Below are 2,245 nucleotides of genomic sequence, written 5' to 3' on the forward strand. Positions count from 1 at the left end.
CGAGCCGATCTCCGGCCGGTGGCCCCAAAGCTCGGCCGCCGCGTCATTGAAGAACGTGAGATGCCCTTCGGGGTCCGTCGTGTAGACGGGGACCGGCAACGCGGCCAGCAGCCCCGCCCCAGCCATCGAATCGCTTTGCGACAATGTCGTTGCCCCAAACCCGGGAGCCACCTGCTCCACCTGTCCAAACCCCTCGGCTCGCGCCGGGCCCCGTCCTTCCGACCGAAGAGGCCCGATCCGGAGGAACGCGTCGGGCGGCAAATGGTTTCAAAGGCGCCGCGAGGCACAAGGCGCCAGTGTCGAAGCTGCCACCTGTCACGCCAAAGGCCGACGGACCGGACCGGGACCCTCGCCCGCATCAGGAGCCATGGTCAGCGCCCTCGGCCTGGGCAGCCCAGGAGGGCGAGGCGCGGCCGATTTGGGCAGCCGGTTGGCGAAGGCTCCGGCCGGCGCCGTCCCGAACGGCATTCGGGACCGGTCCTCGCAGGCCCGGCGAGGTCTCAGGGGGCAGGATTGGAAGCCGAAGCACGAGGCACGGACGACAGCGCGTCTCAGCCGACCTGCCAACGCATATGGTGAGCCGTGCAGGGATCGAACCTGCGACCAACTGATTAAAAGTCATAACCATTCGTGTAACTTGGCATCACGCTGCATAACACGCGATCTCGCTAATCTCATATTATCGCTTGCTTTCCCTCCCAAATCTACGCTCAGTAGAGAACAGTCGGTAACACTACTTAACACCAGGATTTGTTACCCTGTCGTTACCCTAGTAGGCCACTTGACAGAGGGACGGGAGCATAAAGGATGGCGCGGTCGCTGACTGTGAAGGCGGTGGAGAACCTCAAGCCTGATCCAACAAAGCGGCTCGAGATCCCCGACGCGGCCCTCTCCGGCCTCTACCTCGTGGTGCAGCCGAGCGGGGTGAAGTCTTGGGCCTTGCGCTACCGCTTCGCCGGCAAGCCCGCCAAGCTGACGCTCGGCCGCTGGCCTGTTATGGGCCTAGCGGAGGCACGATCTGCCGCAGCCGAGGCGATCCAGCACGTCGAGCACGGCACCGACCCCTCCGTAGCCAAGAAGGTCACCAAGGCTAAGCGTCTCGAGGTGCAGCTGAGCGAGCGCGACAAGGTCAGGACTCTGGTGGAGCAGTTCGACAAGCGGCACCTGTCGAGCTTGCGGAGCGGCAAGCAGGTCCGCCAGCACCTCGACCGCTTTGTCGTCTCCGCCTGGGGCGAGCGGGATATCGCGTCGATCACCCGGCGCGACGTGATCGACCTCCTGGACGGCGTTGTCGACAGCGGGCGAGCCACGACCGCCAACCGGGTGCGGGCCTACCTCTCAGGCTTCTTCAACTGGGCGGTGGCTCGCGAGATCCTGGAGGTGGCGCCCACCACCGGCGTGAGGGCACCCGCTAAGGAGGTGGTGCGCGACCGGGTGCTTTCAGATGACGAGGTGCGCTGGTTCTGGGCGGCCTGCGAGCGGGTGGGCCCGCCCTGGGGGCGATGGGGCAGATGCTCCTCCTCACCGGCCAGCGGCTGCGGGAGGTGGCGCAGATGACCGAAGGCGAGCTCCGGCCCGGGCACGTGTGGCACCTCGCGGCGGCGCGGACCAAGAACAAGCGGGTGCACGATGTGCCGCTCTCGGGGGCAGCGGTGACCATGCTGGCCCGGATGGAACGGATCGCCGGCCAACCCGGCTATCTCTTCACCACGACTGGCACCACGCCGGTGAGCGGCTTTGCCAAAGCACGGGATCAGCTCGCGCGTGCCATGGCCGAGATCGGCGCCCAAGAGCGGGGGCAACCCGTGCAGATCCCGAAATGGACCTTCCACGACCTGCGGCGCACGGCGGCCACCGGCCTGGCCCGGCTCGGCACCCCCGTCCGGGTCACCGAGGCGGTGCTAAACCATGTAAGCGGCACCGGCGGAGGGATCGTGGCGGTCTACCAGCGCCACGACTTTGCGGACGAGAAACGGCAGGCCCTGGAGGCTTGGGGACGGTTCGTCACTGACATCAACACGGAAGATGTCAATGCAACTGCGACTGCTGAGAGTGACTAAGGACCCATGCGTTTCTTTATCAGGGTAACGACGGCCAAACTCCAAAAGCTCTACGAGGAACTGACTTCCGAGCAGTCTCGGCTCGCCGACATTCTTGAGGCGCACGAAGCAAATGCAAGGCTCTGTTGAGCAATTCGGCGTAAGAGCGAGCTGCCCCTGACCCCCGTCGGCTTTATGCAACGCGC

Annotated in this window: 2 protein-coding genes; both read left to right on the forward strand. The window is 65.6% G+C overall.

The features are described 5' to 3' along the window. The first annotated feature begins 807 nt into the window (after positions 1 to 807). Positions 808 to 1,557: a tyrosine-type recombinase/integrase gene (locus tag RUMESO_RS27615; protein WP_245639402.1), complete on the forward strand. Its 750-nt coding sequence runs from the start codon at positions 808 to 810 to the stop codon at positions 1,555 to 1,557. Continuing rightward, complete coding sequence (locus RUMESO_RS27620) at positions 1,512 to 2,060, forward strand: site-specific integrase (protein ID WP_245639403.1); 549 nt, start codon at positions 1,512 to 1,514, stop codon at positions 2,058 to 2,060. Before RUMESO_RS27615 ends, RUMESO_RS27620 begins: the two co-directional genes overlap by 46 nt. Positions 2,061 to 2,245 lie beyond the last annotated feature (185 nt).

The sequence above is a fragment of the Rubellimicrobium mesophilum DSM 19309 genome, assembly GCF_000600335.2.
GTDB classification, from domain to species: Bacteria; Pseudomonadota; Alphaproteobacteria; order Rhodobacterales; family Rhodobacteraceae; genus Rubellimicrobium; species Rubellimicrobium mesophilum.

What these genes read in the sequence shown, in the direction of transcription:
- RUMESO_RS27615 (WP_245639402.1), top strand. Translation starts at nt 808, where the DNA reads ATGGCGCGGTCGCTGACTGTGAAGGCGGTGGAGAACCTCAAGCCTGAT.
- RUMESO_RS27620 (WP_245639403.1), top strand. Translation starts at nt 1,512, where the DNA reads ATGCTCCTCCTCACCGGCCAGCGGCTGCGGGAGGTGGCGCAGATGACC.